This window comes from Streptomyces sp. NPDC001904 (assembly GCF_040297005.1).
Taxonomy (GTDB): Bacteria; Actinomycetota; Actinomycetes; order Streptomycetales; family Streptomycetaceae; genus Streptomyces.
This window is the reverse complement of record NZ_JBEOYI010000015.1, coordinates 117,122-143,898: the sequence shown is the minus strand read 5'-3', so window position 1 is coordinate 143,898 and position 26,777 is coordinate 117,122. Positions and strand designations below refer to the sequence as shown.

Sequence of the window (26,777 nt, the reverse complement as noted above, 5' to 3'; positions counted from 1 at the left end):
CGCGACCGCGCCGTCCGACCAGCTCGACGCGGGACGAGGGCTCGTTCCTGACGTCCGGGTTCGCCCGGTGAGCGCCGCGGGTCAGGGCAGGACCGCGGTGCCGTCCAGCTCCACCAGGGCCTCCTCGTCCCAGAGGCGGGTCACGCCGATCACCGCCATCGCCGGATAGTCACGGCCCGCCAACTTCTGCCAGATGGAGCCCAGTTCGCGGGCGTGCGCACGGTAGTCGGCCACGTCCGTCGCGTACACGGTGACGCGGGCCAGGTCCGCGGGGGCGCCGCCCGCGTGGCGCAGCGCGGTGAGCAGGTTGGTGAGGGCGCGGGTGAACTGCGTGGGCAGGTCCTCCCCCACGATCTTGCCGTCCGTGTCCAGGGCCGTCTGCCCCGCGAGCAGGACGAGACGGCGGCCCGAGGCGACGACGGCGTGCGAGAAGCCGGTGGGCGGGGAGAGTTCGGGCGGGTTCACCCGGTTCGGCTCACGGCTCATGGGGCTGCCTCCTTGTACAACTCGCGGGCGATGACGGCACGTTGGACCTCCGAGGCGCCCTCGTAGATCCGGGGCGCGCGCACCTCCCGGTACAGGTGCTCCAGGAGGTGGCCGCGGCGCAGGGCTCGCGCGCCGTGCAGTTGGACGGCCGTGTCCACGACGTGCTGGGCGGTCTCGGTGGCGAGGAGCTTGGCCATCGCGGCCCGGCGCGGTACGCCGTCGGCTCCTTCGTCGTACGCGGATGCCGCCGCGTACACCATCAGCCGGGCGGACTCGACGCGCAGCGCCATGTCGGCGACCTGGTGGGCCACGGTCTGGAGGTCCTTGAGCGGGCCGCCGAACGCCTCGCGGCGGGCGGTGTGCGCGAGCGTCGCGTCGAGCGCGGCCTGGGCCATACCGAGGGCGAACGCGCCGACGCTGGGGCGGAAGAGGTTGAGGGTGTTCATGGCCACGCGGAAGCCCCCGCCCGGCTCGCCGAGCACGTCGTCGGTGGTGACCGGGACGTCGTCGAAGGCGAGGGTGCCGATGGGGTGGGGCGAGAGCATGTCGAGGGGGGTGCCGGTCAGGCCGGGGCGGTCGGCCGGGACCAGGAACGCGGTGACGCCTCCGGCGCGGGTTCCGGGGGCTCCGGTGCGGGCGAAGACCGTGTAGAAGTCGGCTTCCGGGGCGTTCGAGATCCAGGTCTTCTCGCCGTTGAGGAGCCAGCTCTGCGGGGGTGGGGGCGGGTGCGGGTCTCGTCGTGGCTGGTCGCGCAGTTCCCCGCGCCCCTCCAGGGGCGCGATGTCTGTCGCTGTCGCCCGGAGGGCCAGGGCCGCCGCGTCCGAGCCCGCGCCCGGCTCGGTCAGGGCGAAGGCCGCCACCGCTCGGCCGGCGCGGACCTCCGGGAGCCAGCGGGTGCGCTGGGCCCGGGTGCCGTAGGCGTGCACGGGGTGGGCGCCGAGACCCTGCAGGGCCAGGGCGGTCTCCGCCTCCGTGGACACCTGGGCCAGCGACTCGCGCATCAGGCACAGATCGAGCGCCCCGGACGTGAACAGCCGCTCCAGCAGGCCGAGTCGGCCGAGCTCGGCGACGAGCGGGCGGTTGACCCGGCCCGGTTCGCCCTTCTCCGCGAGAGGGGCCAGGTGCCGCCGGGCGAGGTCGCGCAGCTCCGCACACCGGGCGAGCTGACCGGGGTCGAGCGAGAAGTTGCCCATGCATCCACCGTATCGCGCCCCGTTGACTGTCGTCACCATCACGATACGGTGGGACGACGCGACGGCAAGGGGGCACCCGGCCATGACCCACCCGCCCGGCTCACTTCTCCCCTCGGGGCACGTCGACACCTTCGCGCGCGACCATCTACCACCCCCCGAGCAGTGGCCGGGTCTCCTTCTGGACCGGCCCGAACTGCGCTACCCCGACGTCCTGAACTGCGGCGCCGAACTGCTGGACGCGACCGTGGAGCGGTTCGGCGCGGACCGCCCCGCCTTCCACTCCCCCGGCCATCTCCCCTGGACCTACGGCGAGTTGAGAGCAACCGTCGACCGTATCGCGCACGTCCTCACCGACGATCTGGGCGTCGTCCCCGGCAACCGCGTCCTGCTGCGCGGCCCCACCACCCCGCACCTCGCGGCCTGCTGGCTCGCCGTCATGAAGGCGGGCGGCGTCGCGGTGACCGTGCTCGCCCAGGCGCGGGCGGCCGAGCTGGCCACGATGTGCGAGATCGCGCAGGTCCGGCACGCGCTGTGCGACGCGCGGTCCGTCGACGATCTGGCGAAGGCGGAGGTGCCGGGGCTGCGGATCACGGCGTTCGACGGGGACGGCCCGGACGACCTGCTGCGCCGCGCGGCCGGGAAACCGTCCGCGTACGAGGCCGTGCGCACCTCCGCCGACGATGTCGCGCTGATCGCCTTCACCTCCGGCACGACCGGCCGGCCCAAGGGGTGCCTGCACTTCCACCGGGACGTGCTCGCGATCGCCGACACCTTCTCCCGGCACGTCCTCGCACCCACGCCGGACGACGTCTTCGCGGGCAGCCCGCCACTCGGCTTCACCTTCGGGCTCGGCGGACTCGTGGTCTTCCCGCTGCGCGCCGGGGCGTCCGCGCTGCTGCTCGAACAGGCGGGCGCACCAAGGCTGTTGGCGGCCGTGGCCGAGCACCGGGTGTCGGTGCTGTTCACCGCGCCGACGGCCTACCGGGCGATGCTCGCGGATCCGTCCTGGTCCTCGTACGACCTCACCTCGCTGCGTCGCTGCGTCTCCGCCGGGGAGAACCTGCCCGCCGCCACCTGGCACGCCTGGCACGAGGCGACGGGGCTGCGCGTCATCAACGGCATCGGCGCGACCGAGCTGCTGCACATCTTCATCTCGGCCGCCGACGAGGCCGTCCGGCCGGGCACGACCGGGGTGCCCGTGCCGGGCTGGGAGGCGCGCGTGGTCGACGAGGCGGGCAGCGGCCTGCCGGACGGGGAGCCGGGGCTGCTCGCCGTGCGCGGGCCCGTCGGCTGCCGGTATCTCACCGACCCGCGGCAGGGCACGTACGTGCGGCACGGCTGGAACATCACGGGCGACACCTACGTGCGCGAGCCCGACGGCTACTTCCGGTACGTGGCCCGCGCCGACGACATGATCATCTCCGCCGGGTACAACATCGCGGGCCCCGAGGTCGAGGACGCGCTGCTGCGCCACCCCGACGTGACGGAGGCGGCCGTCGTCGGGCGGCCCGACGACACGCGGGGCCAGATCGCGGTCGCGTACGTGGTGCTGCGGGCGGGGGCGCGGCGGGACGATCGCGGCGCCGCGGCGCTCAGGGAGTTCGTGAAGGCCGAGCTGGTGCCGTACAAGTGCCCGCGCGAGGTGGTGTTCCTGGACGCGCTGCCGCGCACGGCCACGGGGAAGCTCCAGCGGTTCCGGCTGCGCGCGCCCGGAACCGTACAGTGATCACGTGTCCGAGCAGACCCCGCATACGCCCCGGTCGTTGATCGTCACCCTGTACGGCGCCCACGGGCGCGGCTTCCCCGGACCGGTCCCGGTCGCCGAACTGATCCGGCTGCTCGGCGCGGCCGGGGTCGACGCGCCGTCGGTGCGCTCGGCGGTCTCCCGGCTGAAGCGGCGCGGCCTGCTGCTGCCCGCGCGCACGGCCGACGGGGCCGCCGGTTACGCCCTGTCGGACGACGCCCGGCAGCTCCTCGACGACGGCGACCGCCGGGTGTACGGGGGCGCCACGGGCGAGGCCGGCTGGGTGCTCGCCGTGTTCTCCGTCCCGGAGTCCGAGCGCGCCAAGCGGCACGTCCTGCGCTCCACCCTGGCCGGGCTCGGCTTCGGCACGGCGGCGCCCGGGGTGTGGCTGGCGCCCGCGGGGCTGTACGCGGAGGCCCGGCACACGCTGGAGCGGGCCGGCTGCGCCGGGTACGTGGAGCTGTTCACCGGCGAGCACCTGGGCTTCACCGCGACGGCCGACGCGGTGGCCCGCTGGTGGGACCTGGCGGCGCTGGCCAAGCTGCACGAGGCGTTCCTCGACGAGCACGAGCCGGTGCTGCGGGCCTGGGAGGCGCGCGCGGACACCCCGCCGATGGCGGCCTACCGGGACCATCTGCTCGCCCTCGACTCCTGGCGGCACCTGCCGTACGCGGATCCCGGGCTGCCGTCCGAGCTGCTGCCCGCGCAGTGGCCGGGGCTGCGCTCGGCCGCGGTGTTCCGGGCGCTGCACGAGCGGCTGCACACCGCCGCGGCCCGCTTCGTGAATGCCGCGTGAACAGATGGCCGCAAGTGACGCGCACTTCGTGAAGGGGCACTGAGGGAACCAGTGCAGCGCGGACAGCGGACGCCGGCGCCGAAGACGTAGCCGGTCTTCATCGCGTCGCCGGGACCGGCGCATCGCTTGACGGCGAACGACCGCGGGGAAGGCGGAGCCGCCGCGCTGACGCACGGCGTTCGCGGACCGTCAGTCGTCGAGGGCCTGGTACAGCGTGGTCCAGAAGTCGTGCATCAGGTGGATCGAGTAGGGCGCGGAGGCGCCGACCTGGGTGAGCAGGATGCCGACGATCCCGTTGACCGGGTCGGCGTAGGTCGAGGTGCCGCTGCCGCCGTCCCAGCCGAACTGGCCGACGGGCGCGTAGTCGCCGCGGTAGGTGCGCACCGCCATGCCCAGGCCCCAGCCGCCGTGCTGGCCCTGGCCGAAGGAGATGTGCACGTTGTCGAGAGCCAGCTCCTGACGTGCGGCCTGCTGTTCGGGAGTGAGCCGGTTCGTCGTCATGAGTTCGACGGCGGGCCGGGACAGGATCCGCTCCCCGTCGTGCACGCCCCCGGCCAGCAGCATCCTGAAGTAGGCGTGGTAGTCGTCGGCCGTGGAGTTCAGCCCACCGCCGCCGCCCTGGAACGCCGGGGGCGTGCTGTGGCGGCCGGTCGCGGCCTCGTCCCACACGTGGAACTCACCGGTCGCAGGGTCGGGCGCGTACAGCGGGGGCAGCCGGTGCAGCTGGTCCTGCGGGACGTGGAACCCGGTGTCCTTCATGCCCAGCGGTTCGAGGATCCGCTCGCGCAGGAACGACTCGTAGGACCGGCCCGTGACCCGGGAGACGAGCACCCCGGCCAGGTCGCTGGCGATCTGGTACTGCCAGCGCTCGCCGGGCTGGTACATCAGCGGGAGGGTGCCCAGGCGGCGCATCCACTCGTCCTGCTCGGGCATCGGCTCCGGCAGGTTCGGGGTGATGCCCTGCTCGAAGACCGCGTTCATGACCGGGGTGCCGATCACGGTCATATCCATGCCGAGGCCGAACGTGGAGGTCAGCACGTCCCGGACGGTGATCGGGCGGCGGGCCGGCACGGTGTCGTCGAGCGGGCTGTCGATCGTCCGCAGCACCCGGCGGTCGGCGAGCTCGGGAAGCCACTGCTCCACCGGGTCGTCGAGGTGGATGCGGCACTCGTCGAGCAGGACCATGGCCGCCGAGATCGACAGCGGCTTGGAGGTCGAGGCCATCCGGAAAATGGTGTCCCGGCGCATGGGGTCGCCGCCGTCGTGGCGCATCGTGCCGATCGTCTCGACGTGCGTCTCGTCCCCGCGGCCGAACAGCGCGACCACGCCGGGGATCCGGCCCGTGTCGACGCTCCGCGCCAGCACGTCGTGCACCTTGCGCAGTCCCGCTTTGGAGAAACCGCCGCTGTTCTGTCCCATCACGTAACTCCCCCTGCGCCGCCGTCGGCGCCCGTGCACATGGCCAGGATTCGTCGAACGCCCGAAAGCTACATTGCGTTCACAAAGTCGTCAACGATCAATTTCGTCAACACCTGCCGAATAAAGGCGAGTTAAGAAGACGTCATTGCAATGAGGCGTGATGAACGCTCACCCCGAAGAAATCAACTCGGCAGCACCAGCCGGGGTTTGGGGGCGTCGAGGCGGCCGGTGCGGGGTGGTCTGCTGCCCGCCCGGTACGGGTCGGGCCATCCGGCCCCCTCTCCCGCGTAGCCCTGTTCGGCCGCCGCGTGCAGGGTCCAGTGCGGGTCGTACAGGTGCGGGCGGGCGAGCGCGCACAGGTCCGTACGGCCCGCCAGGACAAGGGAGTTGACGTCGTCCCAGGAGGAGATCGCGCCGACGGAGATCACGGGGACGCCGGTCTCGCCGCGGATCCGGTCGGCGTACGGCACCTGGTAGGAGCGCCCGTACGCCGGTCGCTCGTCGGCGACGACCTGGCCGGTGGAGACGTCGATCGCGGCGGCGCCGTGCGCGGCGAAGGCCCGGGCGATCGCGACCGCGTCCTCGGCGGTCGTCCCGCCCTCGGCCCAGTCCGTCGCGGAGATCCGTACGGTCAGGGGCCGGTCGTCCGGCCACACCTCGCGCACCGCGTCGAAGACCTCCAAGGGGTACCTCAGTCGCGCCTCCAGGGAGCCTCCGTAGGCGTCGTCGCGCCGGTTCGTCAGCGGGGACAGGAAGCCGGACAGCAGATAGCCGTGCGCGCAGTGCAGTTCGAGGAGGTCGAAGCCCGCGTCGGCGGCTCGCCGGGCCGCCGAGACGAACTGCGCGGTGATGTCGGCCAGTTGAGCGGGGGTGAGTTCCGCCGGGGTCTGGCTTCCCGCCTTGTACGGGATCGGGGACGCCGCCACCAGGGGCCAGTTGTCCGCCGGGTCGGGCAGCGGTTCGTCGATGCCCTCCCACATCAGGCGGGTCGAGCCCTTGCGGCCGGAGTGGCCGAGCTGGACGCCGATCGCGGCGCCGGGCGCCCTGGTGTGCACGAACTCGGTGATCCGCCGCCAGGCCGCAGCCTGTTCGGCGGTGTAGAGACCGGCGCAGCCCGGGGTGATGCGGCCCTCGGGGCTGACGCAGACCATCTCCGTCATGATCAGGCCCGCCCCGCCGAGCGCCCGCGCGCCGAGGTGGACCAGATGGAAGTCGCCGGGCACGCCGTCCTCGGCCACGTACATGTCCATCGGGGAGACCACGACGCGGTTGCGCAGCCGCAGTCCGCCCAGCCGGAACGGCGTGAACATCGGCGGGGTGCCCTCGGGGCAGCCGAACTCGCGCTCCACCGCATCGGTGAAGCGGGCGTCGCGCAGCCGCAGATTGTCATGGGTGACCCGGCGGCTGCGGGTGAGCAGGTTGAACGCGAACTGGCGCGGGGGCTGGTCCAGATAGCGCGGCAGGTCCTCGAACCACGTCAGGCTGGCGCGCGCGGCGCGCTGGGTGGAGGTGACGACGGGCCGCCGCTCGGCCTCGTACGCCTGCAACGCGGCGCTCGTGGTGGGGTGTTCGCCCAGGCACGCGGCGAGGGCGAGGGCGTCCTCGACGGCGAGCTTGGTGCCGGATCCGATGGAGAAGTGCGCGGTGTGGGCGGCGTCGCCGATCAGTACGCAATTGCCGTGCGACCAGTGGTCGTTGACGACGGTGCGGAAGGTGAGCCAGGAGGAGTTGCCGACCTTCGGGGCGCGTCCGCCGAGCGCGTCGGCGAAGATCTTCGCGCAGGCCGCGACGGACTCCCGCACCTCCAGGCCGGCGAGTCCCGAGGCCCGCCACACCTCGTCCCGCATCTCGACGATGACCGTCGACTCGCTGTCGCTGTACGGGTACGCGTGCAGCTGCATCACCCCGTGCCCGGTCTCCGCGATCTCGAAGCGGAACGCGTCGAGGGCGACGTCGGCGGCGAGCCAGATGTAGCGGTTGCGATGCTCCTCGATGTGCGGGCCGAAGGCGTCGGCGCGGGCGGTGCGGGTCGCGCTGCGCACCCCGTCGGCGGCGACCACCAGGTCGTACTCGGCGCACAGCCGGTCCAGGGGCGGGGCCTGGGTGCGGAAGCGCAGCTCGACGCCGAGCCGGCGGCAGCGGCCCTGGAGTATCTCCAGGAGGCGGCGCCTGCCGAGCGCGGCGAAACCGTGGCCGCCGGAGGTGTGCCGCACGCCCCGGTGCACGATGTCGATGTCGTCCCAGCGCACGAACTCGTCCCGCAGCGCCGCGTACACGACCGGGTCGGCGTGCTCGATGCCGCCGAGGGTCTCGTCGGACAGGACGACGCCGAAGCCGAAGGTGTCGTCCGGCGCGTTGCGCTCCCAGAGCGTGATCTCGCGGTCCGGGTCGAGCCGCTTGAGGAGCGCGGCCGCGTACAGGCCGCCGGGACCGCCGCCGATGACGGCGATCTTCTGCGCACACGTGGTCACGCGGGCCTCACTTCCCCTGCCACGCGGGCGGGCGCTTCTCGGTGAAGGCGGCGTGGAACTCGGCGTAGTCCTCGCCGGTCATCAGCAGGGCCTGGGTGGCGGCGTCCAGCTCGACCGCCGCGCCGAGCGGCATGTCCAGCTCGGCGGTGAGCAGCGCCTTGGTCTGGGCGTGGGCGAGTGCGGGTCCCGCGGCGAGCCGGTGGGCGAGGGCGAGGGCCGTCGCGTCGGCCCGGCCCTCGTCGGTCAGCTCGCTGACGAGGCCGATCCGCTCGGCCTCCGGGGCGCGCACCGCGTCGCCGAGCATCAGCAGCCGGGTGGCGTGGCCGAGGCCGACGACGCGGGGCAGCAGATAGGCGGCGCCCATGTCGCCGCCGGACAGTCCGACCTTGGTGAACAGGAACGCGAAGCGGGCGCTGGGGTCGGCGACCCGGAAGTCGGCGGCGAGCGCGAGCACCGCGCCGGCGCCCGCGGCGACCCCGTGCACGGCGGCGATCACGGGGAACGGCGCCTCGCGCACGGCGCGCACCACCTGCCCCGTCATCCGGTTGAAGTCGAGCAGCCGCGCGGTGTCCATGGCGAGGGTGGCGCCGATGATCTCGTCGACGTCGCCGCCGGAGCAGAAGCCGCGGCCCTCGCCGGTCAGGACCAGGGCGCGGACGGCTCGCTCCCGGGACAGCTCGGCGAGCAGATCGCGCAGATCGGCGTAGGCGCCGAAGGTGAGCGCGTTGAGCTTCTCGGGCCGGGCGAGGGTGACGGTGGCGACGCCGTGCGCGTCCACGGCGTACGCGAGGTGGTGCCAGGTCTCGGTGCGGGGGGCGGAGCCGGTGAAGGGACTCATGCGCGTACGGCCTCCTGCGGGCAGGCGTGCTCCGACGACTGTCCCCCGAAGATATCACCGCTTCGTGACCGTCGTCATCAGAACGCGATACGGCGACGGCACGCCCTGGAGGAGCCGGGACGGCGGACGGAATAAGGAACAGTTCAGCTCATAGAGCCCAATGTCCCGAGGAAGACCACCGGGAGCCTCTATCGACGCACGCCGTACCATTCATAAGGTTGAACGCAGGACGGCCACCCCACGCAGCATCCCCCGGCACCCGTCCCGCCCGATCCGCTCCCACCCGCCCCTCAGGACCCGCCTTGACTCCTCCCCCCGGGCCCTCCACGCCCACGTCGTGGCGCATAGCCCTGCCCCACACGGCCGCCGCCGTGCCGGTGGCGCGCGCCCTCGTCCGTACCGCGCTGACCGAGATCGACTCGCCGGCCGCCGACATGGACACCGCGGAGCTGCTCACGGCCGAGCTGGTGGCGAACGCGGTGGAGCACACCGCGGGCGACGCCCCCATCGAGCTGGTGGTGGAGCTTCTGGAGACCGGCTGTCAGGTCGAGGTGCACGACGCCGACCCGGCGCCGCCCGCGGACCTCACCAATCCGGACGACGCCGAGGAGCCCGACCCGTGGCAGGAGCACGGCCGCGGCCTGCTCCTGATCCGCACCCTGTCCTCCTCGTGCGGGCACCGCCCGACCGAGTCCGGCAAGGCGGTGTGGTTCACGCTTCCCGCGGTGCCTAGGCAGCGGCCCCCGTCCGAGGCGTAGGCTCCGCGCCCGCGCCGAGCCGCGAGTTCTTCCGTCCGTAGAGGGCGTAGACCAGCACGCCGACGGCGAGGAACACCGCGAACTGCACCCAGGTCGTCCAGCCCGTGCCCCAGATCAGGTAGAGGCAGAAGACGACGCCCAGGGCCGGGCTGAGCGGGTACAGCGGCACCCGGAACGAGCGCTTCAGGCCGGGGTGCGAGCGGCGCAGGGCGACGACCGCGACGTTGACGGCGACCATGGTGGCGAGCGTGCCGATGGTCGTCAGGTTCACCACGGCGTCCAGCGAGGAGAACGCGGCCGGGACCGCGAAGACGACCGCCACGATCCAGGTGCCCCGCACCGGCGTCGACGTCGTCGGCGAGACCCGCTCGAAGACGCGCGGGATCAGCCCGTCGCGGGACATCGACATCAGGATCCGGGTCTGTCCGTACATCACCGCGAGCACGACGGACGCGATGGCGACGACCGCACCGAAGGCGATGATCCCGCCGCCGACGCCGGAGTGGGTGACGTCGTCGACGACGAGGGAGAGCGCGGCGGGCTTGTTGCCGACGGCGTCCGAGCCGAGCGCGCCGATGGCCGCGACGGCGACCGCGCAGTAGAGCAGCGTGACGATGCCGATGCAGATCATGATCGCGAGCGGGATGTTGCGCCGGGGGTTCTTCACTTCCTCGCCGGCGGTGGTGACCGCGTCGAAGCCGATGTACGAGAAGAAGGCCAGCGAGGCACCCGAGGTGACGCCGCCGACGCCGTGGGCGAGGAACGGGGTCAGGTTGTGGTCCTCGAACGCGGTGAACGCGATGGCGCAGAACGCGATCAGGACGCCGATCTTCAGCACGGCCATCGCCGCGGTGGCCGTCGCGCTCTCCCGGATGCCGCGCACGAGCAGCGCCGCGGCCATCAGCAGGACGACGACGGCGGGCAGGTTGAGGACACCGCCGTCGGACGGGCCCGCGGACAGGGCGGCGGGCAGCTGCCATCCGAAGAGGCTGTCCAGCAGTTCGTTGAGGTACTGGCTCCAGCCGACGGCCACGGCGGACACCGAGACGCCGTACTCCAGGAGCAGGCACCAGCCGACGAGGAAGGCGACGCGCTCGCCGAGGGTCGCGTAGGCGAACGAGTACGAGGAGCCGGAGACCGGGATCGCGCCGCCCAGCTCGGCGAACGAGAACGCCGTGAAGACGCAGGTGATCGCGGCGAGCACGAAGGAGATGATGACGGCCGGTCCGGCCTCGGCGACCGTGTCGGACAGTCCGACGAAGATCCCCGTGCCGACGACCGCGCCGACCCCGAAGCACACGAGCTGGAAGAGCCCCATGGTGCGCTTGAGGCCGTGGCCTTCGAGGTCGGCGCCCGATTCGGCGATGAGGGATTCGGGCGACTTGATGCGCATGGGGTGGTGCTCTTTTCCGGTGGTGCGGGTGCGGCGGGGGTGTGCCGCATGCCGATGGGACCGGAGAGGGTGTTCCGGCCCCATCAGTGTGAACAGATATGTGCGGTTTTCGAGGTGTTACAGAGCGTGTGTCCCGTCGGTCACGGGCGGCCGAGCGTGGCGACCATGACGGCCTTGATGGTGTGCATCCGGTTCTCGGCCTCGTCGAAGACGACGGAGTGCGCCGACTCGAAGACCTCGTCGGTGACCTCCAGGGACTCCAGACCGTACCTGGCGTGGATCTCGCGGCCGACCTTGGTACCCAGGTCGTGGAAGGCGGGCAGGCAGTGCAGGAACTTCACGTCCGCGTTGCCCGTCGCGCGCAGCACGTCCATGGTGACGGCGTACGGCGTGAGCGCCTTGATCCGCTCGTCCCAGACCTCCTCGGGCTCACCCATGGAGACCCAGACGTCGGTGACGACGAAGTCCGCTCCGGCGACCCCGTCGGCGACGGACTCGGTGAGCGTGATGCGCGCGCCGCTCGCCCCGGCGAGCCGCTCGGCCTGCGCGACGATCTCCGCGGCGGGCCAGTAGGCCTTGGGCGCGACGATCCGCACGTCCATGCCGAGCAGGGCGCCGGTGACGAGGTAGGAGTTGCCCATGTTGAAGCGGGCGTCGCCGAGGTAGGAGAAGACGATCTCGTTCAGCGGCTTGTCGCTGTGCTCGGTCATCGTCAGCACGTCGGCGAGCATCTGGGTCGGGTGCCAGTCGTCGGTCAGGCCGTTGTAGACCGGCACGCCGGAGAACTCGGCGAGCGTCTCGACGATCTCCTGCTCGTCCCCGCGGAACTCGATGGCATCGAACATCCGGCCGAGGACGCGCGCGGTGTCCTTGCTCGACTCCTTCTTGCCGATGTGCGAGCCGGTCGGGTCGATGTACGTCGTCGATGCACCCTGGTCGGCGGCCGCGACCTCGAACGAACAGCGGGTCCGGGTCGACGCCTTCTCGAAGATCAGCGCGATGTTCTTCCCCTTGAGGTACTGCGTCTCGGCGCCCGCCTTCTTGGCGGCCTTCAGCTCGGCGGCCAGCTCGACCAGACCGCGGAACTCCTGCGCGCTGAAGTCCACCTCCTTCAGGAAGTGGCGGCCTGCGAGGTCGGGGCGGGCGGTCGTCGCCATGGGGCGCTCCTGAGGAAGGCTCGGGTACAGGGAAGGGAACAACAGGACGATGGAAGTCTATACGATGTTCCACATTTATATTCAGCCTTGCGTACCGTGATCGCTCACCGGGGCACCGGGGACCCGGCGGTCGCCGCCGTTGCGGTCCTGCCACAGGCGGTAGACGTCCACGGCGTTCTCGCGCGGCTCGTGCCGCATCGGCAGCCTGCGCTCCTGCCACGGCTTGGCGAACTCGTCGTAGAACGTGCCCAGTTCGAAGTACTTGCGGTCGTCCACGTAGTGCGGCTCGTAGGCGTCCCGGGTGGTGACGAAGACGACCTCGTCGGGCGAGCAGTAGTAGAGCGCGCCCAGGCACATCGGGCACGGCTGCGCCAGGACGTAGATCGTGGTGCCGGTCAGGTGCTCGGTGCCGAGCCGCACGCACGCGTCACGGACGGCCAGCACCTCGGCGTGGGCCGTCGGGTCGTGGGTCTGGGCGACCTGGTTGGCGCGCTCCGCGATGATCTCGCCGTCCTTGACGACGACGGTGGCGAAGGGGCGGCCGCCGTCCAGGACGTTGGCGCGGGCCAGGTCGATGGTGCGCTGGACGAAGTCCATGAGATACCTCCGGTCGATGTGTTCTCGGCTTCTGCCGAACTGCTACCCAGCCTGGCTGAACTGCACCTATAGCGTCCAAGACGCACTGCCGATGTCTCCTATAGATGACAGCTATACCCGGCGCTAGGCTCGTCGCATGGCTCCTGTGGAACTGCGGCACCTGCGCTATCTCCTGGCCGTCGTCGAACACGGCGGCTTCACCCGGGCGGCCGAGGCGCTGCACGTCTCCCAGCCCACCCTGTCGCAGCAGATCCGGGCGCTGGAGCGGTCCGTGGGGCAGCCTCTGCTCGACCGGTCCGGACGCACCGTGCGCCCCACCGACGCGGGCGAGGTCTACGCCGATCACGCACGGCGGGCGCTGCGCGAGATCGCCGCCGCCGACGCGGCCCTGCGCGACGTGCAGGACCTCTCGCGCGGGCGGCTGCGGCTCGCGGTCACGCCCACCTTCACGGCATACCTCGTCGGACCGCTCATGGCCGCCCTGCACACCCGGCACCCCGGGCTCGACCTGACCGTCCGGGAGGCGACGCAGGAGCGCATCTCGGAGGGGCTGATCACCGACGAGCTGGACGCGGGCATCGGTTTCACCGGCGCGGCGGTGCCCGGTGTCACGGCCGAGCCGCTGTTCACCGAGACGCTCGGCGTGGTTACGGGCGCCGGGGCCGGTTCCGCGCCGCTGCCGGTGGCCGAGCTGGCGGGCCGGGACCTCGCGCTGCTCGCCGGCGACTTCGCGACCCGCGCCCGGATCGACGCCTACTTCTCCGAGCAGGGGGTGGCGCCCCGGGTCGTCGTCGAGGCCGACTCGGCGCTGGCCCTCCTGGAGATCGTACGGAGCGGGACGCTGGCCACCGTGCTCCCCGACGCCGTGACCCTGGACCGGCCGGGGCTCTCCCAGGCGCCCCTGCGCCCGCCGCTGCCGCACCGCACGGCGGCGCTTCTCACCCGCTCCGGCGGCCACCGCTCGGCGGCCGTACGGGCGTTCACGGCGCTGCTGCGCACGCAGGTGACGGAACGGGGGCTGCCGCCCGCCGGGCCGGGCTGAGCCCCGGCCCGCGGCTCAGCCGACCGGGTCCCGCTCCACCGGACAGCTCATGCAGCGCGGACCGCCCCGGCCCCGGCCCAGCTCACTGCCCGGAATCTCGATGACCTCGATGCCCTGCTTGCGCAGGAAGGTGTTCGTGGTCGCGTTCCGCTCGTAGGCGACGACGACACCCGGCTCGACGGCCAGCACGTTGCACCCGTCGTCCCACTGCTCGCGCTCGGCGGCGTGCACGTCCTGGGTGGCGGTCAGGACCCGGATGCCGCTGAGGCCGAGAGCCGCCGCGATGGCCCGGTGCATGTGCTCCGGCGGATGGTCGGTGACCTTCAACTCCCGTCCGGAGGTGCCCGGTTCGATGGTGTACGAGCGCAGCATGCCGAGGCCCGCGTACTGCGTGAACGTGTCCCCGTCCACCATCGTCATCACGGTGTCCAGGTGCATGAAGGCCCGCCGCTTCGGCATGTCCAGCGCGACGATGGTGCGGGCCGAGCCCGCCGCGAACAGCTTGTGCGCGAGCATCTCGACGGCCTGCGGGGTGGTCCGCTCGCTCATGCCGATGAGGACGGCGCCCTCACCGATGACGAGTACGTCGCCGCCCTCGATGGTGGACGGGTAGTCGGCCTGTCCCTCGGACCAGACCTGGAATCTCTCGTCCCGGAACAGCGGATGGTGCCGGTAGATCGCCTCGAAGTGCACCGTCTCGCGCTGCCGGGCCGGCCAGCGCATCGCGTTCACCGACACCCCGTCGTAGATCCAGGCCGAGGTGTCACGGGTGAAGAGGTGGTTGGGCAGCGGCGCGAGCAGGAAGTCGTCGAGGTCCATCACGTGGAAGCGGACGGACGTCGGCTCCGGGTGTCCGGCCAGGAACTCCCGCTTGGTCATCCCGCCGATCAGCGCCTCGGCCAGTTCGTGCGCGGGCAGCGCCTCGAAGGCGGCGCGGAGCGGGTCGGTGGCGAGCGGGCCGTACTCCTTCTCGTCGAAGACGCGGTCCAGGACGCGTGTGCGGGCCGCCTCCTCGGCGAGCGACTCCGTGAGCAGGTCGCCGAAGAGGTGCACCGTGACGCCCCGGTCGCGCAGCACGTCGGCGAACCCGTCGTGCTCCTGGCGCGCCCTGCGCACCCAGAGCACGTCGTCGAAGAGCAACTGGTCCTTGTTGCTGGGCGTGAGCCGCTTCAGCTCCAGATCGGGCCGGTGCAGAATCACGCGGCGCAGCCGCCCGGCCTCGGAGTCGACGTGAAATCCCATGAAGCCATCCTTCCCCGGGAAGCCCAGTTCCCCGCGCCCCTGGGCGAGCGAAGCTCGTTCCGGAGGCGCGGGGAACTGCGCGAGAAGCGGCCACCGGCCCGCAGCCGGTCACAGGCGGGGGTCGACCGGCTCCGACTCCAGGGCGAGAACCGCGAAGACCGCCTCGTGCACGCGCCACAGCGGCTCCCCGTCGGCCAGCCGCTCCAGCCCCTCCACCCCCAGCGCGAACTCCCGCGCCGCAAGCGACCGCTTGTGCCCGAGGGAGCGCCGGCGCAGCGTGGCCAGGTTCTCCGGGCGCGTGTACTCCGGGCCGTAGATGATCCGCAGGTACTCGCGCCCCCGGCACTTGATCCCGGGCTGCACCAGCCGCCCCTTCTCGTCGCGCACCAGTGCCCCGACCGGCTTGACGACCATGCCCTCGCCGCCGCGCCCGGTCATCTCCAGCCACCAGTCGACGCCGGCCCGCACCGACTCCGGGTCCCCGGTGTCGACGTGGAGCCGTCGCGTCGTCCGCAGCAGCCCGCTCGTGTCGTGCTCGACCATCCGGTCGACGAGCGCGAGCTGCTCGTCGTGCGGCAGCGCGGCCAGAGACCGGCCGCGCACGGCGAGGACCTGGAACGGCGCGAGCCGCACCCCCTCCAGCCCGTCCGTGGTCCAGCAGTAGCGCCGGTAGGCGTCCGTGAACGCGGCGGCGTCGGCCGCCCGCTCCCGCTGCCGGTCGAGGAGACCGCCCACGTCGACCCCGCGCCCGGCCGCGCCCTCCAGCGCGCCCAGCACGTCCGGGAACACGGCCCCGGCGGCCGCGCCCACCGCCGCGTACTGCGAACGCAGCAGCCCGGACGCCTTCAGCGACCACGGCATCAACTCCGCGTCGAGCAGCACCCAGTCGGTGTCGAGCGCGTCCCAGAGCCCGGCCGCCGTGACGGCGTCCCGTACCCGCCCGAGCAACGCCTCCGTCATCTCGGCGCTGTCGAAGAACGGCCGTCCGGTACGGGTGTAGAGCGCGCCCGTCACCGCCGTGCCGCCCTCGGCGACGCCGAACCGCTCGTGCGCCACCGTCGCGTCCCGGCAGACCAGGGCCACGGCCCGCGAGCCCATGTGCTTCTCCTCGCACACGACCCGGGCCACGCCGTCGGCCGCGTACTGGGCGAACGCCTCGGCAGGGTGCTCCAGGTACCCCTCCAGCTGCGAGGTCGCCGTCGGCGCCATGGTCGGCGGCAGGTACGGCACGAGCCGCGGGTCGACCGCGAAGCGGCTCATGACCTCCAGCGCCGCCGCCGCGTTCTCCTCGCGCACCGTGATCCGGCCGCCGTGCCGGGTCTCCACGGTCCGGCGCCCCCGGACGTCGGCGAGGTCCAGCGGCCGGCCCTCGTGTCCGCCGGGCGCCTCCGTGGCCAGCGGCCTGGCCGGCTCGTACCAGACCCGCTCCGCCGGTACGTCGACCAGCTCGCGCTCCGGCCAGCGCAGCGCGGTGAGCCGGCCGCCGAAGACGGCACCGGTGTCGAGGCAGATGGTGTTGTTCAGCCAGGTCGCGGTCGGGACCGGGGTGTGGCCGTAGACCACCGCCGCCCTGCCGCGGTAGTCCTCCGCCCACGGGTAGCGCACGGGCAGCCCGAACTCGTCGGTCTCGCCCGTCGTCTCCCCGTACAGCGCGTGCGAACGCACCCGCCCCGAGGTCCGCCCGTGGTACTTCTCGGGCAGGCCCGCGTGGCACACGACCAGTCTGCCGCCGTCGAGGACGTAGTGGCTGACGAGTCCGCGCACGAACTCCCGCACCTCGGCCCGGAACTCCTCGCTCTCCCCGCCCATCTGCTCGACGGTCTCGGCGAGGCCGTGGGTGTGCTGGACCTGCGCGCCCTTGAGCCAGCGCTCCAGCTTGTTCTCGTGGTTGCCGGGCACGCACAGCGCGGTGCCGGCCTTCACCATCCCCATCACCCGGCGCAGCACACCGGGGGTGTCGGGCCCGCGGTCGACGAGGTCGCCGACGAACACCGCCGTGCGGCCCTCCGGGTGCGCCCCGTCGGCGTACCCCAGCTTGCCGAGCAGCGTCTCCAGCTCGCTCGCGCAGCCGTGGATGTCGCCGATGATGTCGAACGGTCCGGTGAGGTGGGTCAGGTCGTTGAACCGCTTCTCGCGCACGACAGCGGCCCGCGCCACCTCGTCCGCGCCCCGCAGGACGTGCACCTTCCGGAATCCCTCCCGCTCCAGGTGCCGCAGCGAGCGGCGCAGTTCGCGGGTGTGCCGGGTGATGACGCGGCGCGGTATGTCGGCCCGGTCGGTCCGCTCCGCGTTGCGCGCGGCGCACACCTCCTCCGGCACGTCGAGCACGACGGCGATCGGCAGCACGTCGTACTTCCGCGCGAGGTCGACGAGCTGACGGCGGGCGTCCTGCTGCACGTTCGTCGCGTCGACCACCGTGAGGCGGCCGGCCTCCAGGCGCTTGCCCGCGATGTAGTGCAGCACGTCGAAGGCGTCGCGGCTGGCGCTCTGGTCGTTCTCGTCGTCGGCGACGAGGCCGCGGCAGAAGTCGCTGGAGATGACCTCGGTCGGCTTGAAGTGGGCCCGCGCGAACGTGGACTTGCCCGAACCGGACGCGCCGATCAGGACGACCAGGGAGAGGTCGGTGACGGGCAGCACGCGCCCCGTGTTCTCGCTGTCGGTCATGCCGCCGCCTCCTTCTCCGCTGTCTCTCGTACCGTGAAAACGGCCATCTGGGTGGGCGGCCCCACCTCGGGGTCGTCGGGTCCCACCGGCACGTACCGCACGTCGTACCCGTGCCGCCCCGCCACGCGCTCCGCCCAGGTGCGGAACTCCTCGCGTGTCCACTCGAACCGGTGGTCACCGTGCCGGACGTGCCCGGCGGGCAGGGTCTCCCAACGGACGTTGTACTCGACGTTCGGCGTCGTCACGAGCACGGTGCGGGGCCGCGCGGAGCCGAACACCGCGTACTCGAGGGCGGGCAGCCGCGGCAGGTCGAGGTGCTCGATCACCTCGCTGAGCACCGCCGCGTCGTACCCCTTGAGCCGCTTGTCGGTGTAGGCGAGCGACCCCTGGACGAGCTGCACGCGCGCGGCCTGCCGCTCCCCCATGCGCTCCAGCCGGAGCCGTCGCGCGGCGATGGTGAGGGCGCGCACGGACACGTCGAGCCCCACGATCTCGGTGAACCGCACGTCCTTGAGCAGCTCCTGCACCAACTGGCCCTGTCCGCAGCCCAGATCGAGCACCCGGGCCGCGCCGGAGTCGCGCAGCGCGTCGAGGATCGCCTCGCGGCGCCGCACCGCGAGCGGCACCGGCTTCTCCTCGGTGTCGGTCGACTCGTCCACGGCGTTGTCGATCTCCTCGACGTCCGTGTCGTCGGCGTCCGCGAGCCGCACCAGTTCGAGCCGCTGCATCGCCTGGCGGGTCAGCGACCAGCGGCGCGACAGGTACCGGCTGGTGATCAGGCGCTGCTCGGGGTGGTCGGCCAGCCAGCCCTCCCCCGCGCGCAGCAGCTTGTCGACCTCGTCGGCGGAGACCCAGTAGTGCTTGGCGTCGTCGAGCACCGGCAGCAGCACGTACAGGTGCCGCAGCGCCTGCGCGAGCCGCAGCTCCCCCTCCAGGACGAGGCGCACGTACCGCGATTCGCCCCACTCGGGGAACCGGTCGTCGAGCCCGACGCGCTCCACCTCGACGGCCCACCCGAGCGGCTCGAACAGCTTCCGTACGAGGTCCGGGCCGCCGCGCGCGGGCAGCGCGGGCACCTCGACGCGCAGCGGCAACGGCTCCTCGGCCCGCTCGGGACGCGCCTTGCACACCCCGCGCAGCGCGCTGGAGAAAACCGTGCTGAGCGCCACGGCGAGCAGCGACGAGGCGGCGTAGGGCCGGTCGTTCACATACTGCGCGAGCGCCGCGTCGGCGGTGTTGTTCTTCTTGCCGCGGCGCACCAGCGCCACCGGATCCACTTCGAGCAGCAGCGCGGCCGTGCACCGCTCCGCGCTCGCCTCGGGGTAGAGGACGTGCGCGGTGCCGTAGGAGGTGGAGAACGCCTGTGCGTTGTCGGGATGCTTGTGCAGCAGGAAACCGAGGTCGGTCGCGGGGCGTTCACGGGTACCGGTGGTACTGATCGTCAGGAACACGCCACCCAGTCTCCCCGGCGCCCGCCACGGCGACCAGCGAGTTTTCCCTCGCGCGGCCCGGCCCCGGGCATCATGGCTGTATGGATCTTCGAGTTTTCACCGAACCGCAGCAGGGTGCCACCTACGAGACGCTGCTCCGCGTCGCGCAGACGGCCGAGGAGCTGAACTTCGACGCTTTCTTCCGCTCGGACCATTACCTCCACATGGGATCCGCCGACGGTCTGCCCGGCCCCACGGACGCCTGGACGACGCTGGCCGGTCTGGCCCGCGAGACGCGACGGATCCGCCTGGGCACCCTGATGACCGCCGGCACCTTCCGGCTGCCCGGTGTCCTCGCCATCCAGGTCGCCCAGGTCGACGAGATGTCGGGCGGCCGGGTCGAGCTGGGGCTCGGCTCCGGCTGGTACGCCGAGGAGCACGCCGCGTACGGCATTCCCTTCCCGAAGGAGAAGTTCGGGCGGCTGGAGGAGCAGCTGGCCATCGTGACCGGGCTGTGGGAGACGCCGGTCGGCCAGCGCTTCACCTTCGACGGCACCTACTACCAGCTGAAGGACTCCCCCGCGCTGCCCAAGCCCGCCCAGGCGCGGGTGCCGGTCCTCGTCGGGGGCCACGGCGCCAAGAAGACGCCGGCGCTCGCGGCCCGGTTCGCCACCGAGTTCAACATCCCGTTCGCCTCCGTCGCCGACAGTGAGGCGCAGTTCAAGCGGGTCGGGGCCGCCGCCGTCGAGTACGGGCGGGCGGCGGACTCCCTCGTCTACTCCAATGCTCTCGTCATCTGCGTGGGCCGCGACGACGCCGAGGTGAAGCGGCGCGCGGACGCGATCGGGCGGGACGTCGACGAGCTGAAGGCGAACGGGCTCGCCGGCTCCCCCGCGGAGGTCCTGGAACGCATCGCCGCCTACCAGGCCGTCGGCTCGCAGCGGATGTATCTGCAGATGCTCGACCTGGACGACCTCGACCACCTGGAGCTGATCGCCTCCGAGGTGGCCCCGCACCTCTCCTGACCTCCTTCTCGCTGACCACCTTCCCTCGGCGGGACGTCAACTCCGCTGTCGCCCGGTCCCGCCCCACGGCCCCTGTCGGGTGAAATTGCGTCAACCCGTGGTGCGGGGCGGTCCCGCCGCAGTGACTCGGCCCGCCCGATGATCGTTGGCTCGGGCGGAGCCGGACCGCCCGGCCCCCGCGCCGGCGGTCGCTGCCGCGCGTCACTTGCGTCAGCTGCCTCCCCTCCGCGGGGAAGGCAAAGGCCGAGGAGGCCGTCATGTCCCAGGAAGCAGTGCCCGAGCAGGCCGCGCACGATACGAACGTGCCGGAGCAGCAGGGGGCACCCAAGGGTCTGCTGCAGCAGATGGAGGAGCTGATGGCGGCGCTCAACGCCGATCTGTCGCAGCTCGACGCCGACCTCCAACAGCCCCCGGGCGCCTCGCGTCCGGCCGCCGACGACCTCTGAGGCAGCCGCCCGCCGAGGCGATCACCGCGCTCCCCCGGCAGCCCGCGGGGAGCGCCGTGCCGGGGGCGCCGCTGCTGCGGGTGCGCTCCCGGTCAGGCCGCCGAGTCGGAGCCGGGCTCCGGACCGGGGTCCGCGAGGCGGCTGTTCCGCTCCGGGAGGCGTCGGAGTATCTCCAGGACGCGGTCCCGTGACTCGTCCGCCGCGTCGATGGCTTCCATGCACTGCCAATAGGCCCCCTCCTCGAACGACTCGCTCGCCACCGCGACGAGCGCGATCCCCACATCGCCGAGCAGCGCGCCGAGATCGATCAACGCCCCGCGCACATTGCCCAGTTCGGTCAGCTGCGCCGCCCGTATCCCGCCGGCCCCCACCACCGGGACCGCCGATCCGCCACTGCCCCGCGCTCCTGCCTCACAGAGACCCAGCGCCTCTCCTCTCAGCTCCAGTGGCCCCAGCATGGCGAGCCGGCTGCCGATCGCCTGCGCCAGCGCCTGTGCCTGCCACGCCTCCCTCATGATGTCCGGCGCGTCCTGGCTGTCCGCCAAGGCCCGTCGGCCGACCCCGATGAGCCGCACCGCTTCCATCCGCGCCTCCACCTGTCACGCCCGAACTCCCTTGTCCACTACCCAGAGTGAGGGGTCGTGAGGTGAAAAGCCAGGGGAGGCCCGAAATCTGTGGAGAAGTAATCCGCTGTGGATATTTCTATGACTCCGGAGAGTGACGGATTCCCTTTTCCGGCTCCCTCGACCGCCCTTGATCCCTCGCCTCCCCTTGATCCCCCGCCTCCCCTTGGTCCCCTTGGTCCCCCGGAACCGGGAACCGGGACTCGTTGCGGTCGATCTTCGCCGCCAGTGCGGCGAGCGCGTCGACGCCGAGCACCTCGCACAGTTGCAGCAGATACGCGAGGACGTCGGCCACCTCGTCGCGGACCCGGTGCGCCGACTCCGGGTCGTCCATCACCCGGGCCGACTGCTCGGGGGTCAGCCACTGGAAGATCTCGACGAGTTCGGACGCCTCGACGCTGAGCGCCGTGGCCAAGTTCTTCGGGGTGTGGAAGGGCTGCCAGTCGCGGGCGGCGGCGAAGCGGGCGAGGCGGTTCTGCAGGGCGGCGACGTCGAGGTCGCCGCCGCCGGCCGGAAGAGCGGCCCCATGGTTCTGTGCGTCTGTCACGGTTCCAGGTCTACCACCGTCGCTCCGTGCGCCCTCGCCTCCCGTTCCGCACTCGCCCCCTGGCCCACCGCGGCGACGAGCCGGATGTGGCCGCGGGCGCACATCCGGGCGGCGAGCGCGGTGAGTTCGGTGCTCTGGGCCGGGTCGAGGCCGCGGTCGAAGCCGTCCGCCGCGATGGTCAGGGTCTGATACGCCTCCGGCACCTCGGCCGCGGCGTCGACCTCCAGGACCTGGGGGCCGGTGAGCAGGACGAGCGCGAGGGCGAGGTAGCGCAACTCGCCGTCCGCGAGCCGCTCGACGGGGGTCCGCAGACCGTCGCCGCGATCGATGAACGCGCGGACCGTGCCGTCCCGGCCCGCCGGTTCGGCGAAGACGTCGAGGACGGGTCCGGCGAGGCCCGCCCGCGCGGCGGCGACCAGCAGCGCGTGCCGGTTGCCGCACTCGCTGTGGGTGCGGCGCAGCACGGCCGCCAGATTGTCGCAGCCGCCGAGCAGCCGGTCGGCGCGGGACGGCGCCGGGGCCCGCATCCGGGCGGGGTCGGGGTCGCAGGCGAACGCCGAGCGGAGCCCGACCACCACCTGTTCCGCCGCGGCGAGCACCTGGAGCTGCCCCTCGGTGCGCCCGGCGACGCGCAGCGGGAGCAGGGCCGTGCCGAGCAGGTCGTCGGGGAGCGGGCCCCGGGTCACCGGCACCGATCCGGCGGTGTGCCAGGCGGCCTGGACGTCGCGGCGGCCCGGATCGCGCAGGGCGGTCTCCAGGTAGACGACGCCGGGGCCCGTGAGCCGCTCGCCGACGACGCGCAGTTCGGGCTCGGCCTGGACGGCGAGGTCGAGCCGGACGGGTCCGACGGGGCCCTCGACGGTGCAGCCGATGCGGAAGCCGCGGCGGCGCTGCGCGTCGGGCCGCGCCCGCTCGGGCACGTGGGCCCGCGGGTCGGGGAACACCTCCGCGAGGTGCGCACCGCCGCCCAGCCGGGCGAGGGCGTCGAGGGCCCGCAGCACGCTGCTCTTGCCGCTGCCGCTGGGGCCGGTCAGCGCGGTGAACGGGCCGAGAGGGACGGTGACGCCGCGATGGCGGGCGAAGGCCGAGAGCCGCAGCTCGGTCACGCGCGGGCGGCCGGAGGACGCGCCGGGAGGTAACGGGGGCGCGCCCCGCTGGAGCACGGTCATGAGGTGAACGTAGGCGGACCGGCACCGCAGAACCGTTCGTCCCCGGTGACCTTCCTACGATCGAGCGATTATGCCGAACGGGATTGCCCGTCGACGCGCGCTCAGGACAGTGCGCCCGCGCCCGCCACGAGACCCTGGACCTCGGTGCCGGGCGGGGCGAGCAGGAACACGTTGCGGTCGACGCGGTGCATGCCGCAGCCGAGGCCGAGCACGACGCCGCTGCTGAAGTCGAGGACCCGCTTGGCGACTTCGGGCTCGGAGCCGCTCAGGTCGAGCAGGACCGGAATGCCGGACATGACGGTCTCGGCGACCTCGCGGGCGTCGCCGAAGACGTTCACCCGCAGCACGACGAAGCGGCGGCGCGGTTCGGTGTCCACATCCGGCATCGCCCGATGGTCGACCGCCGACGGCCACTCGTTGCGGCTGCGCAGCGGTACGACCTGGGCGAGCCCTTCCCATTGTTCGTCGGTGACGTCGTGGCTGTTCACTGCCCCCACCCCGTCCGGGCTCGCACTGTTGTCTGCACCGACCAATTCTTACGTCATGTCACCCGCTTGGCCCAACACCGACACGGGGCAGTGCCGCTTCCGCTCACGCGGCCAGGGCGACCGCGTCGACCGCCGGGACCCGCAGGGCCCGCCACGCGGTGAGGAGGCCGGTGACCATGGTGGCCGCCCCCGCAATGGCCACGACCGTGATCCAGATGCCGGGGCCCCGGTCCGGGAGGAGCCCGTCGGTGCGTACGGCGGTGAACGGAAGGAGGCCGGCGAGTGCCGCCAATGTGCCGAAGAACACTCCGGTGACGGTCAGGACGGCGCCTTCCACCGCGACGGTTCCCAGGATCTGCGCCGGGGTCGCGCCGGCGAGGCGCTGCTGGCCGAACTCCCGCACCCGGGCGGCCGTGGCCGCGTACAGCGAGTTGATCAGCATGACGCAGGCGAACACGACGATGATGCCGACCACGGTCAGGTTGAGCGTCTCAAGGTTCTTGTCCTCTGTTGACCTGGTCAACCCCGATGCCTTGATCGTGTCGTTCTCGACGGCCTGCATGTACAGCGTCGCGGTGGCCATGGCGGTGAACAGGATCAACGGAACCAGGACTCCGGACAGTTGGGACGCCCGCTGTCGCAGGTTCCGCACGCCCAGGTAGCCGCTCGCGCCGGTGAGGGCGGTCAGGAGCGGTTCGGCCCGGCCGAGAACGGTGCTCAGCAGGCCGGCCGAGACGAGGGCGAGGCCCACGGAGAGGAGGATCGCGCCGTAGGCGGGCGCGGCCATGAGGGCGGCGTCCGTGGCCTTCATCGCGAACGTGGAGCAGACCGACACCAGGCCCAGGACGAGCGCCGACCAGGACATGAACGTCCGTGTCCCGCGCCTGCCGTGCCGGATTCCCGCCGCTTCCCCGGTGACCCGGCGCACGGCCAGGAACGCGGCGCCCGCCGCGGCGAGGAGCGTGACGCCGACGCCGGACAGAAGCGCGATGGGCCCGAAGGCGTAGTCGACGGAGCCGGCGACCTGGCCGCTGTCCTTGAACACGCCGAGCAGGACGGCGCCGCCGAGTGCGGCCGGGCCGACGGCCAGGACGGCTCCGGCGAGGGCGACCGCGACGGACTCGCCGACGACCATGCGCTTGATCTGGCCCGGGGTCGCGCCCGCGGTGCGCAACAGGCTCATCTCGTCGGTACGTTGACGGACGTTGACCGTCAACGTGGAGGCGACCGCGAAGAAGACGAGCAGAGTGCCGTAGCCGCCGACGACGCTGGCCGCCGTGGTGAGGGTGTCGGCGCTGGTGCTGTCGACGCCGTTGCCCGCCGCCGTGTCGTGCATCGCGTTGAAGGTCATGATGATCGCCGCGCCGAGGAAGGCGGACAGGAGGGTCGCGAGGAAGCGGCCGGGGCGCTGCCGTACGGAACGGGCCGCGAGGCCGAGGGTCGTGAACATCGCTCACACCCCCGCCGGCAGGTCGTCGCCGAGGTGGGCGAGGCGTTCGGCGACCGCGTCGGCCGTGGGCGCCTTCAGGTGTCCGGCGAGCCGTCCGTCCGCGAGGAACTGGACCGCGTCGGCGTACGACGCGGCGAGCGGGTCGTGGGTCACCATGACCACCGTCCTGCCGTGGATGCGCACCACGTCCCTGAGCAGGCCGAGCACGTCCCGGGCGCTGCGGGTGTCGAGGGCGCCGGTCGGCTCGTCCGCGAAGATCACCGACGGTTCGGTGACCAGGGCGCGGGCGATCGCCACGCGCTGGCGCTGGCCGCCGGAGAGCTGGTCGGGGCGGTGGCCGAGCCGGTCGCCGAGGCCGACGGCGGCGAGGGTCCGCTCGACCCGGGCCCGGTCCACGCGGCGGCCCGCGAGCCTGAGCGGCAGGACCGTGTTCTGGGCGACGGTGAGCGTCGGCAGCAGGTTGTACTGCTGGAAGACGAAGCCGATGCGGGTGCGGCGGAACCGGGTGAGCGCGGCCTCGCCGCGCGGCGGCTTCGCGGAGTCCGTCATCTCCTCGCCGTCGACCACGACCAGGCCTTGGTCGGGGCGGTCGAGTCCGGCGGCACAGTGCAGCAGCGTGGACTTGCCGGAGCCGGAGGGGCCCATCACGGCGGTGAAGGTGCCGGTGGGGAGGGAGAGGGTGATGTCGTCGAGGGCGCGGATCGCCGTTCCCTCACCGTCGCCGGTCCCCCCGTGCGCCCGGGTGCCGTAGGTCTTGGTGACCTTCACCAGGCGGAGCGCCTCGGCCCGGTGAGGTGTCTGTGCGTGTGGCTGTCGCATGGCCGCCGATCCCCTCGTCTGACGCTCGCGCGCCTCGTCGTCGATGTCCTCGACGGTAGGGACGGCGGATCGCGGGGGCACTGGGCGTACGGCCCGGACCGGGGTGGTGCTGAGTACACCCCGGGAACGGTGGCGTTCGCCTAGACAAGTCCGCCCGAGCGGGCCAGCCAGCGGCCCGCGTGGCGGGTGACCTCGATGGGGCGGCCGAAGCAGGCGGTCATCCGGTCGGCGGTGAGCACGTCCTCGACGGTGCCCCGGGCGAGCACCCGGCCCTCCTTCAGGAGCAGCGCGTGGCTGATCGCGGGCGACAGTTCCTCGAGGTGGTGGGTGACGGTGACCGTCGCGAGCTCGGGCCGGTTGTCGGCCAGCCGGCGCATGGTGTCGATGAGGTCTTCGCGGGAGGGCAGGTCGAGCGCGTTGAACGGCTCGTCGAGCAGCAGCAGCGACGGGTTCGCCATCAGGGCGCGGGCGATGAGGACGCGGGCGCGCTGGCCGCCGGAGCAGACGCCGTACGGGCGGTCGGCGAGGTCCTTGATCTGGAGTTCGGCGAGCAGTTCGTGGGCGCGGTCGCGCACCTCGCTGTCGTACGTCTTCCAGAGCGGCTGCACGGTGCCGGAGTGGCCGGTCAGGACGACGGTGTGGCCGGTGAGGTCCTGCGGGACGCGCTGGGAGGTGGAGACGTGTCCGATGTGGGCGCGCAGTTCGCGCACGTCGACGCGGCCGAGCCGGTGGCCGAGGACCTCGACGCTGCCGGTGGTGGGGAAGGCGGTCGCGCCGACCAGGCGCAGGATGCTGGTCTTGCCCGCGCCGTTGGGGCCGAGCAGCGCCCAGTGCTCGCCGGAGCGGACGCTCCAGTCGATGCCGTCGAGGATGACCTGGCCGGTGGTGAGGCGGCGCATGCTCGCGCCGTCGAGGGTGGCGACGACGCGCGCGCCCGTCCCGCTCGTGCTGCCCATGATGCCTCCCGGTTCCTCGCGTAC

Annotated in this window: 23 protein-coding genes and 1 pseudogene; 6 read left to right on the top strand and 18 right to left on the bottom strand. The window is 72.5% G+C overall.

Going from position 1 to position 26,777, the window contains the following annotated elements:
• Positions 1-81 precede the first annotated feature (81 nt).
• Together ABT127_RS23745 and ABT127_RS23740 are read right to left on the bottom strand one after the other, a co-directional pair.
• Positions 82-486 (bottom strand): RidA family protein, encoded by a 405-nt coding sequence (locus ABT127_RS23745; RefSeq protein WP_351453471.1) that lies wholly within the window; start codon positions 484-486, stop codon positions 82-84.
• The gene (locus tag ABT127_RS23740; RefSeq protein ID WP_351453469.1) at positions 483-1,679 is read right to left on the bottom strand and encodes an acyl-CoA dehydrogenase family protein; all 1,197 of its coding nucleotides are present in this window, start codon (positions 1,677-1,679) and stop codon (positions 483-485) included. The genes ABT127_RS23745 and ABT127_RS23740 overlap by 4 nt, the downstream gene beginning before the upstream one ends.
• Before the next feature lie 82 nt (positions 1,680-1,761).
• Here ABT127_RS23740 and ABT127_RS23735 point away from each other — a divergent pair, with 82 nt between their 5' ends.
• Positions 1,762-3,405, top strand: coding sequence for an AMP-binding protein (locus ABT127_RS23735; RefSeq protein ID WP_351453466.1), 1,644 nt, complete (start codon positions 1,762-1,764; stop codon positions 3,403-3,405).
• A 4-nt stretch (positions 3,406-3,409) separates the two neighbouring features.
• Entirely contained in the window at positions 3,410-4,219 is an 810-nt protein-coding gene (locus ABT127_RS23730; protein WP_351453464.1) for a PaaX family transcriptional regulator, read from the top strand.
• Between the two features lie 189 nt (positions 4,220-4,408).
• Here ABT127_RS23730 and ABT127_RS23725 read toward each other — a convergent pair whose 3' ends face one another.
• The 3 genes from ABT127_RS23725 to ABT127_RS23715 all read right to left on the bottom strand — a co-directional run bounded on the left by ABT127_RS23725 (position 4,409) and on the right by ABT127_RS23715 (position 8,947).
• On the bottom strand, positions 4,409-5,638 hold the full coding sequence (locus tag ABT127_RS23725) for a serine hydrolase domain-containing protein (RefSeq protein WP_351453461.1): 1,230 nt from the start codon (positions 5,636-5,638) through the stop codon (positions 4,409-4,411).
• A 182-nt stretch (positions 5,639-5,820) separates the two neighbouring features.
• Entirely contained in the window at positions 5,821-8,109 is a 2,289-nt protein-coding gene (locus ABT127_RS23720) for a bifunctional salicylyl-CoA 5-hydroxylase/oxidoreductase (protein ID WP_351453459.1), read from the bottom strand.
• 7 nt (positions 8,110-8,116) lie between these two features.
• A complete protein-coding gene (locus ABT127_RS23715; protein WP_351453456.1) occupies positions 8,117-8,947 on the bottom strand; it encodes an enoyl-CoA hydratase family protein in 831 nt (276 codons plus the stop codon).
• A 302-nt stretch (positions 8,948-9,249) separates the two neighbouring features.
• On the opposite strand from ABT127_RS23715, the gene ABT127_RS23710 reads away from it, so the two are divergent.
• Positions 9,250-9,705, top strand: coding sequence for an ATP-binding protein (locus ABT127_RS23710; protein WP_111662457.1), 456 nt, complete (start codon positions 9,250-9,252; stop codon positions 9,703-9,705).
• On the opposite strand, the gene ABT127_RS23705 is transcribed toward ABT127_RS23710, so the two are convergent.
• The 3 genes from ABT127_RS23705 to ABT127_RS23695 all read right to left on the bottom strand — a co-directional run bounded on the left by ABT127_RS23705 (position 9,677) and on the right by ABT127_RS23695 (position 12,852).
• Positions 9,677-11,098, bottom strand: coding sequence for an amino acid permease (locus ABT127_RS23705; RefSeq protein WP_351453453.1), 1,422 nt, complete (start codon positions 11,096-11,098; stop codon positions 9,677-9,679). The genes ABT127_RS23710 and ABT127_RS23705 overlap by 29 nt on opposite strands.
• Positions 11,099-11,238: 140 nt before the next feature.
• Complete coding sequence (argF, locus tag ABT127_RS23700; protein WP_351453450.1) at positions 11,239-12,255, bottom strand: ornithine carbamoyltransferase; 1,017 nt, start codon at positions 12,253-12,255, stop codon at positions 11,239-11,241.
• Between the two features lie 81 nt (positions 12,256-12,336).
• Positions 12,337-12,852 (bottom strand): nucleoside deaminase, encoded by a 516-nt coding sequence (locus ABT127_RS23695; protein ID WP_351453447.1) that lies wholly within the window; start codon positions 12,850-12,852, stop codon positions 12,337-12,339.
• A 136-nt stretch (positions 12,853-12,988) separates the two neighbouring features.
• Between ABT127_RS23695 and cynR the strand changes: the two genes are divergently transcribed.
• Positions 12,989-13,894, top strand: coding sequence for a transcriptional regulator CynR (cynR, locus tag ABT127_RS23690; protein WP_351453444.1), 906 nt, complete (start codon positions 12,989-12,991; stop codon positions 13,892-13,894).
• A 15-nt stretch (positions 13,895-13,909) separates the two neighbouring features.
• Here cynR and ABT127_RS23685 read toward each other — a convergent pair whose 3' ends face one another.
• The 3 genes from ABT127_RS23685 to ABT127_RS23675 form a co-directional block, all read right to left on the bottom strand.
• Entirely contained in the window at positions 13,910-15,136 is a 1,227-nt protein-coding gene (locus tag ABT127_RS23685; RefSeq protein ID WP_351453441.1) for an arginine deiminase, read from the bottom strand.
• A 108-nt stretch (positions 15,137-15,244) separates the two neighbouring features.
• The gene (locus ABT127_RS23680; RefSeq protein WP_351453438.1) at positions 15,245-17,800 is read right to left on the bottom strand and encodes a polynucleotide kinase-phosphatase; all 2,556 of its coding nucleotides are present in this window, start codon (positions 17,798-17,800) and stop codon (positions 15,245-15,247) included.
• Positions 17,797-19,251, bottom strand: a complete 1,455-nt coding sequence (locus ABT127_RS23675; protein WP_351453435.1) for a 3' terminal RNA ribose 2'-O-methyltransferase Hen1 — start codon at positions 19,249-19,251, stop codon at positions 17,797-17,799. The genes ABT127_RS23680 and ABT127_RS23675 overlap by 4 nt, the downstream gene beginning before the upstream one ends.
• An 80-nt stretch (positions 19,252-19,331) precedes the next feature.
• Between ABT127_RS23675 and ABT127_RS23670 the strand changes: the two genes are divergently transcribed.
• On the top strand, positions 19,332-20,255 hold the full coding sequence (locus ABT127_RS23670; protein WP_351453432.1) for an LLM class F420-dependent oxidoreductase: 924 nt from the start codon (positions 19,332-19,334) through the stop codon (positions 20,253-20,255).
• A 257-nt stretch (positions 20,256-20,512) separates the two neighbouring features.
• The gene (locus tag ABT127_RS23665) at positions 20,513-20,701 is read left to right on the top strand and encodes a hypothetical protein (RefSeq protein ID WP_351453430.1); all 189 of its coding nucleotides are present in this window, start codon (positions 20,513-20,515) and stop codon (positions 20,699-20,701) included.
• Positions 20,702-20,793: 92 nt separating this feature from the next.
• On the opposite strand, the gene ABT127_RS23660 is transcribed toward ABT127_RS23665, so the two are convergent.
• The 7 genes and pseudogenes from ABT127_RS23660 to ABT127_RS23630 form a co-directional block, all read right to left on the bottom strand.
• Positions 20,794-21,285, bottom strand: coding sequence for a DUF6099 family protein (locus ABT127_RS23660; RefSeq protein ID WP_351453427.1), 492 nt, complete (start codon positions 21,283-21,285; stop codon positions 20,794-20,796).
• Between the two features lie 199 nt (positions 21,286-21,484).
• A pseudogene (locus ABT127_RS23655) lies at positions 21,485-21,871 on the bottom strand (nucleotide pyrophosphohydrolase); the annotation flags it as partial.
• Positions 21,868-23,040 (bottom strand): AAA family ATPase, encoded by a 1,173-nt coding sequence (locus ABT127_RS23650; RefSeq protein ID WP_351453421.1) that lies wholly within the window; start codon positions 23,038-23,040, stop codon positions 21,868-21,870. The gene ABT127_RS23650 and the pseudogene ABT127_RS23655, both read right to left, overlap by 4 nt.
• Before the next feature lie 101 nt (positions 23,041-23,141).
• Complete coding sequence (locus ABT127_RS23645) at positions 23,142-23,528, bottom strand: cell division protein SepF (RefSeq protein ID WP_111662468.1); 387 nt, start codon at positions 23,526-23,528, stop codon at positions 23,142-23,144.
• A 103-nt stretch (positions 23,529-23,631) separates the two neighbouring features.
• On the bottom strand, positions 23,632-24,978 hold the full coding sequence (locus tag ABT127_RS23640) for an FtsX-like permease family protein (protein ID WP_351453418.1): 1,347 nt from the start codon (positions 24,976-24,978) through the stop codon (positions 23,632-23,634).
• 3 nt (positions 24,979-24,981) lie between these two features.
• Complete coding sequence (locus ABT127_RS23635; RefSeq protein WP_351453417.1) at positions 24,982-25,797, bottom strand: ABC transporter ATP-binding protein; 816 nt, start codon at positions 25,795-25,797, stop codon at positions 24,982-24,984.
• Positions 25,798-25,937: 140 nt separating this feature from the next.
• Complete coding sequence (locus tag ABT127_RS23630; protein ID WP_351453414.1) at positions 25,938-26,753, bottom strand: ABC transporter ATP-binding protein; 816 nt, start codon at positions 26,751-26,753, stop codon at positions 25,938-25,940.
• Positions 26,754-26,777: the final 24 nt, after the last annotated feature.